The organism is Kitasatospora sp. NPDC001683, assembly GCF_053596495.1.
This window is the reverse complement of record NZ_JBSFGK010000029.1, coordinates 84,581-90,825: the sequence shown is the minus strand read 5'-3', so window position 1 is coordinate 90,825 and position 6,245 is coordinate 84,581. Positions and strand designations below refer to the sequence as shown.

The following is a 6,245-nucleotide window of genomic DNA, read 5'->3' as shown; positions in this document are numbered from 1 at the left end:
TGTTGAGACCGTTGGCAGTCTGAAAATCACCCGCAACGCCCCTCTCCGGGCCACCCCCTCCACCGCCCCTCCCGCAGCGCGTCCCTCTCGCCTGGGCGGGTGGTGGTTGGGGGGAGGGAGGTGGGCGTGGGGGTGCGAGGCGTTGCCCGCGCGCCCACGACGGCTGGGGGGGGTACCGCCGTGAGGGGCTCAGGTGGTGGTGGTTCCGGGGGCGGTGTGCCAGGGGCGGCCGGGGCGGGTCTGGACGGGGGTCGAGGTGAGGCGCAGGGCGTACACCTCGCGGTCCGGTGCCGGGGACGGGACCGGGCCGAGGTACTCGTGGCCGGTCAGGTGGCACCAGGCGGGCAGGTCGAGCGGGGCGGCGGGGTCGGTGGTGTGGATGTGGACCACCGCGCCGGCCGGGAGGTGGGCGATCTGCGCGCGCAGGCGGAGCAGGAGTTGGACACAGAGCAGGCCGGTTCCGTCGACGGTGAGGTCGGGGGCGGCGCCGTCGGTGCTGCTCGTGCTGCCGGTGCTGTCGGGGGCGGTCATCGGGGGGTCTCCTGGGTGATGCGCCAGAGGCGGCGGGGCAGTTCGCCCTCCTCGAACGGGTGGACGGCGGCGAGGTGCCAGCCCTCGGCGAGCCGGTCCACCAGCTCGCGGGGGAAGAAGTGGACGGCGAAGCCGCCGTGTTCCCGGATGTCGTCCCCGTGGCCGGTGCCGTCGCCGTAGTGGGCGTCGCCGGTGTGGCGGACGGTGTAGACGAAGATGCCGCCCGGGCGCAGGACGCGCCGGACCTCGGCGATCAGCGACTCGACCTCCTCGGTGCTCAGCGCCATGCAGAGCAGCATGTGGGCGAAGACCGCGTCGACGGAGGCGTCGGGGAGGGGCAGCGGGTCGCGGACGTCGTGCACGACGGTGCGGACCCGCTCGGTCAGGCCCTGTTCGTCGGCGGCGGTGCGCAGTTGTTCCAGGCCGGTCGGGCTGAAGTCGGTGGCCAGTACGGTGAAGCCCGCGCGGGCGAAGTGGAGCGCGTCGCGGCCGTGGCCGGCGCCGAGTTCGAGCACCTCGCGGGCGGCGGCGGTGGCGAAGGCCTGGGCGGCGTACCGCGCGGGGGCGGACGGCTGCTCGCCGTACATCCCGGGGGTGGTCCGGTAGGTCTGCTGCCAGTGCGCGCGTTGGGTGTCGGCGAGAGCGGGCTCCCGGCGGGGTTCCCGAAGGGGTTCCCGGCGGGGCGACGTGCTGGGCGTCGGGCCGGGAGTGCGGGTCATGGTGATGCCTTCGCGGGGTGTGCCGTGGTGCGGATGGTGTGAGTGGCTCCGGTGGTGCGTGTTCAGCCTAGGACGTGGGGCTGGGCGGGGGTGGGTGGGGGCCAGGTCAGGGCCTCGGGATGCGGCGGTGTTCGGGGGCGGTGCCGCCGAGGCGGGTGAGCAGGGCGGACAGCTGGGTGAGGTCCTCGCTGCCCCACTGCTCGGGGGCGAAGTGGTCGGCGGCGACCTGCCGGGCGGTGTGCAGCATCTCGGCGAGTCGTTCGCGGCCGGTCGGGGTGAGGGCGGCGTAGGCGACCCGGGCGTCGCGGGCGGCGGCCTCGCGGGTCACCAGGCCGATTCGCTCCAGCGGGGCGAGGCCGCGCGTGACGCCGGAGGCGGTGAGGCCGAGGGCCTCGGCGAGGTCGACCCGGCGCATTCGGCCGCCGGGGGCCTGGGCGAGGTGCAGCAGCAGGGTGAAGTCGGACAGGCTCACGCCGTGCAGGCCGCTGAGGCTCGCGTCGAAGCGCTTGACCACGGCGGTCTGGGCGCGGACCAGGCGCAGGGCGGTGTCGAGCGGGTCGGGGCGGGGGTCGCTCGTGGGGCTGGGGTCGGGTACGGGGCGGTTTGTCGGGTCTGTCATTGCCACCTCCTTGACTACTCAAGTATATGCATGGGCGGAGCCGTCAAGGAGGTGGCTGAGGGGGAGGGGCGGCGGTCAGCTGGTGGCGTTGGCGGCGCGGCGCTGCCGCTTGCCCAGGGGCGCCTGGGAGAGATCCTCGGCCTGGGAGCGGAGGTTCTTGTAGCCGTAGCCGCGGTCGGTCAGCCAGGACCGCGCGGCCTGCTCGGCTCGGTCGGTGGCCTCCAGGATGTCCTCTTCCTCCTCGCCCTCGTCGAGGAAGCGGAAGGTGAAGGCGGCGCGGGCGTTGAGGTCGTAGCTGAGGTGGCCCTCGCGGGTGAAGGCGGCGTGCAGGACGTCGTGCTCGGGTGCGGCGGCGAGGAGTTCGGCGCGCTGCTCGTCGGTGAGGGCGTCGAAGACGCCGCGCACCATGATGCGGAAGGTTCGGGTGGTCATGTGCAGACGATAGGCAGGAGGGGCGGTGGACCGCCAATGCGATTTCGCGGGTGGGGGCGGGGACGGGGCGGGCTGTGGCGGGGCGGGAAGGGGGCGGCGCGCCCGGCCGTTGGTGCGGGGTCGGCGGGCGGGCGCTGGGCGCATGGGGTTGGGGTTGGTCTCGGCAGCCGGTCTCAGCGGGCGAAGGGCCCGAAGGTGGTGGCGGCCAGGCGGAGGGCCGGGGACGGGGTGCCGCCGGTGCTGCCGACGGAGTAGACCAGGCGCTTGCGCAGGTCCGCGGTGGCGAAGAACCCGTCGGAGTAGCCGAGGTCGTGCCCGGTCTTGCCCCAGACCGTCGTGACGTCCTGCAGCGGGATGGCCAGCAGTCCGACGCTGTAGCAGGCCTTGCCTTTGTTCGGCCCCAACTGGCAGTCACCGGAGTCGTGGTAGGGAAGTAGCCGCCCGGAGGCGCCGCGCGGCAGGGTGAACAGGTCGTGCAACTGCTGCGGGGGCAGGAGCTCACCGTCGAAGACGGCGCGCAGGAAGCGGTCCAGGTCGGCCGGGGTGGAGACCATCGACTCAGGGTTGCCACCTGTTCGGAGACGTCGGTCGGGGTGTTGAAATCGTCGGGGAATTGACTTCCGAACTCCCCGGCATGAATGCCGGGGACTCCCTGCCACGCTTCGCGCGGCAACGCTGCGCGGGGGCGTGGCGGTCGGTTCCTGGTTCCTCCCCGTCGCTGGGGGTTGCTCGCGTGCCTCTGATGACCGACCAGTGGTCTTCTCGCGATCCGCAGGCGTTTACCTCTCTCGGTTACCCGGAGAGGGCCGACAGTCCGTCGGTGGATGCTGCTTGATCGGTGAGGTGAGGGCGGCTGTGCGTCGCCCTTCCTGTCTGACGTTGCGGGCGGCGTTCCAGTCCCGGTCTTGCGCAGTGTCGCAGTTGGGGCAGGTCCAGCGGCGGACCCGCAGGGGCTTGGGGCCGTCGTGAGGGCCGCAGCCGGCGCACCGTCGGGAGGACGGGAAGTCGCGCGGGATCTGGATGAAGGCGCGTCCGGGGCGGGCGGCCTTGTAGTGGAGCATGCCCAGGAAGGTGGACCATCCGGCGTCGTGGACGGACTTGGCGAGTCGGCCTCTGGCGAGTCCACGGATGTTCAGGGTCTCGGCGTACACGGCTTGGTTACGCTCGTGAGCCTGTGGGACCACTGGTGGTGGAAGTCGCGGCGGGCGTTGGCCAGGTCCGCGCGGGCGCGGGCGACCTTGAGGCGCTGCTTGTCCCGGTTGTTGCTGCCTTTCTCCTTGCGCGCCAGGCGGCGCTGTTCCTTGGCGATCTTCTGTGCTGCGCGCAGGAAGCGTGGGTTCTCGATGTGGCTGCCGTCTGAGAGGACCGCGAACCGGTTCAGTCCGAGGCCGATGCCGATCTCGCCGGTGGTGGGCGGCAGCAGGTCGGCGGCGGGTTCGGTCTCGGTGACGAAGGAGACGAAGAACCGTCCTGCCGGGGTGCGGATCAGGGTGATCGAGGTGGGGTCGGACGGCAGCTCAGGGACCAGCGGACCTTGACTTCCCCGGTGCCGGGTAGTCGCAGGCGCCCGCTGGGCGTGATCTTGAATCGGGCGTCGCGGTGAAGCGGATCGCGTCGCGGTGGTCCTTCTTCGACTTGAATGACGGCTGTTCGATCTTCGGCCCCCTGCGGGTGCCCTTGCGTGAGGCGAAGTGGTTTGACCACGCCTGTCCCAGGTCCCGAACGGACTGCTGGAGTGCCACCGCCGAGACCTCGCCGAGCCATGCCCGGCCCGGCTTCTTCTTGCCGTCGGTGACGACCAGCTTGGACAGTGCCGCCGTGCTCGGGATCTTCTCCCCGCGTTCATCGGCTTCCAGGCACAGCCTCAGCCCGTCGTTGTAGGCGACGCGGGCGCACCCGAACGCGCGGGCGGCGCGCTCGCGCTGACTTGTCGTCAACTCTGCCTGCGGTACCGGTACCTGATCTGCATGCTGTTCCACCTATCGGGCGGAACTGACATTGCGGGACGGCGCAAACCTGCACGTCACGGCAGGGTTCAGAATCGCTTGGGCCAGGAGTCCGGGCTGCTGCCGGTGGGCCGCAGGGTGCGTTGGACGACCTCGTCGAAGGTCTCGATGCCGAAGCGCTGGACGATCAGGGCGTTGTTCTCGACGTCCTGATCGCCCGGGCCCTCGACCGGCGGCTCGGTCGGGTCCGCTGGTCGGCCTTCCGCTGTCGGCCAGGGCGGGGCGTGGGTGTGGTGGCGAGGAGCAGTCCGGCGAGGGCGAGGGCGGCGGTCTTGGTGACGGGCATGTGGTCTCCGAGGTCGGTGGGTCGGGCGGGTGCGGAATGGGCCGTGTGGGAGAACACATGTGTGACGTCGAATCAGTTCCGGGACTCCGTGGGGCGAATCGGTTCCACCCGGTGTCGGTGAGGGAGGAGTCGACCTGGGGGGTGGGGTCCGGATGGGTGCTGGGCTGGTGTGTGGGGGGCATGGTTCGCCTCGTGGGTTCGGGCCGGTGGCTGTGTCCGGGCTTCGGTCAGGGGGCTTCGGACAGCTCGACGGGGTGGACGGTGAAGTTGCCGCTGGTGACCGGGGCGAAGGGGGCCAGGGCCATGCAGGTGCCGACGACGGGCTGGTAGGGGCTGCCGTCCTGGTCCAGGTCCATGTTGCCCACGCCCCAGGAGAAGCCGAGGCGGTCCTTGCCGTGGCCGTGGGCGTCGTAGATGCTCAGGCCTATTCGCTGGCCGACCGGCATGGCATCCGACTTGGTGATCACGGCGGTCAGGGTGGCGACGGGGCCGCCGGTGGCGAGGCAGTCGACGGTGGCATCGGCCTGACGGACGTCGCCGCTCTTGGCCACCCGGTGGGAGAAGTGGACGGTGCCCCGGGCGTCGGTGGGGAGACCCGTGGGGACGCCGGGGACGGGGTGGGTGTAGGGCGCGCCCTCGGCGTCGATGGTGAACCACATCTCGTCGGTGGGGTTGAGGGCGTAGTGGATCCGGGCGGATCCGTTGACCCGGGCGGTCGTGGCGGTCGTGGCGGTCGCGGTGGTCGTGGCGGTCTCGGCGGAGGGGGTCGCGCCGGCCGGGGCAGTGGCGGCGAGGGTCGTGAGGGCGAGGGCCGCGAGGGCGGCGGCCATGGCGGTGCGGGTGCTACGGGCGCTGCGGGCCATGCGGGCGGTGCGGAACATGGTGGAGTCTCCCTTCTCCGGCGGCCCCGGTGGCCGCCGTCTCGGTGACTCCAAGACTGATCGCTGACACCCCCTCCACACATGTGCCGATCGGCATAAAGCGATCACCGAGTTCGCAGGGTGGACCTGCCGATCGGCAGGGTCGGCATGGAAGGGGGCGGAGGATGGAACGATCCGCCACGGAGAACGCGAGAGTGATGTCCGATCAGTCGCGAACCGGTCGCGCAGGCGGGTGGGATGCCGGCGGAGTGATGTCGGCGGGGCGGTGGCGGACCGGTTCGGGCCGCCGGCCGCCGTTCCGCCCCGCCCGCTAGGCCCGGGCCGGCAGCCGGGTGCAGACCGCGCCCGTCGCCGGCGGCGCCGTCCCGGCGCCCAGCGCGGCGAGGGTGAAGTCCGTGGTCAGCGCGTTGATGTCGGCGCTCTGCCGGACCAGGCAAGGGGATCGGTCATTCGTTGCGGTCGGCGGACAGCTCGTCCAGGACGGCGCCGAGCAGGCCGGGGAGGCGGGCGTCGAGCTCGCTGCGGCGGAGGGTGACCAGGCGGGCCTTGCCGCTGGTGCGGACGGCGACCACGCCGGCCTCGCGGAGTAGCCGCCAGTGGTTGGAGAGGGTCGAGCGCGGGACGGTGAGGCCCTCGGGGCTGCAGGTGGTCTCGCCCTCCTCGGCGAGGCGGCGGACGAGTTCGAGGCGGACCGGGTCGCCGAGGGCGTGCAGGACGGTGGCGAGGTCGAAGTCCTCGGGGTGGGGCTGGGGCAGGGTCCGCATCGGGGTC

The 6,245-nt window shown here is 72.2% G+C and carries 10 protein-coding genes; all 10 read right to left on the bottom strand.

The features are described 5' to 3' along the window. Window positions 1-189: 189 nt before the first annotated feature. The 10 genes from ACWCYO_RS18065 to ACWCYO_RS18020 all read right to left on the bottom strand — a co-directional run bounded on the left by ACWCYO_RS18065 (window position 190) and on the right by ACWCYO_RS18020 (window position 6,238). On the bottom strand, window positions 190-531 hold the full coding sequence (locus ACWCYO_RS18065) for a sulfurtransferase TusA family protein (protein WP_449784747.1): 342 nt from the start codon (window positions 529-531) through the stop codon (window positions 190-192). After that, entirely contained in the window at window positions 528-1,250 is a 723-nt protein-coding gene (locus tag ACWCYO_RS18060) for a class I SAM-dependent methyltransferase (RefSeq protein ID WP_270148424.1), read from the bottom strand. Before ACWCYO_RS18060 ends, ACWCYO_RS18065 begins: the two co-directional genes overlap by 4 nt. Before the next feature lie 106 nt (window positions 1,251-1,356). Next, window positions 1,357-1,869, bottom strand: a complete 513-nt coding sequence (locus ACWCYO_RS18055) for a MarR family winged helix-turn-helix transcriptional regulator (RefSeq protein ID WP_270148425.1) — start codon at window positions 1,867-1,869, stop codon at window positions 1,357-1,359. Window positions 1,870-1,944: 75 nt separating this feature from the next. Beyond that, window positions 1,945-2,301, bottom strand: coding sequence for a DUF6204 family protein (locus tag ACWCYO_RS18050; protein ID WP_270148426.1), 357 nt, complete (start codon window positions 2,299-2,301; stop codon window positions 1,945-1,947). A 173-nt stretch (window positions 2,302-2,474) separates the two neighbouring features. Further along, a complete protein-coding gene (locus tag ACWCYO_RS18045) occupies window positions 2,475-2,855 on the bottom strand; it encodes a hypothetical protein (RefSeq protein ID WP_449784746.1) in 381 nt (126 codons plus the stop codon). A gap of 225 nt (window positions 2,856-3,080) precedes the next feature. Continuing rightward, complete coding sequence (locus ACWCYO_RS18040; protein WP_449784752.1) at window positions 3,081-3,362, bottom strand: zinc ribbon domain-containing protein; 282 nt, start codon at window positions 3,360-3,362, stop codon at window positions 3,081-3,083. Between the two features lie 71 nt (window positions 3,363-3,433). Then, window positions 3,434-3,682, bottom strand: a complete 249-nt coding sequence (locus tag ACWCYO_RS18035) for a transposase (protein WP_449784751.1) — start codon at window positions 3,680-3,682, stop codon at window positions 3,434-3,436. A 136-nt stretch (window positions 3,683-3,818) separates the two neighbouring features. Then, a complete protein-coding gene (locus tag ACWCYO_RS18030) occupies window positions 3,819-4,280 on the bottom strand; it encodes a helix-turn-helix domain-containing protein (protein ID WP_449784745.1) in 462 nt (153 codons plus the stop codon). Between the two features lie 540 nt (window positions 4,281-4,820). Beyond that, window positions 4,821-5,474 (bottom strand): hypothetical protein, encoded by a 654-nt coding sequence (locus ACWCYO_RS18025; RefSeq protein ID WP_449784744.1) that lies wholly within the window; start codon window positions 5,472-5,474, stop codon window positions 4,821-4,823. Window positions 5,475-5,920: 446 nt separating this feature from the next. Beyond that, window positions 5,921-6,238, bottom strand: a complete 318-nt coding sequence (locus ACWCYO_RS18020) for an ArsR/SmtB family transcription factor (RefSeq protein WP_449784743.1) — start codon at window positions 6,236-6,238, stop codon at window positions 5,921-5,923. Between the last annotated feature and the right edge of the window lie 7 nt (window positions 6,239-6,245).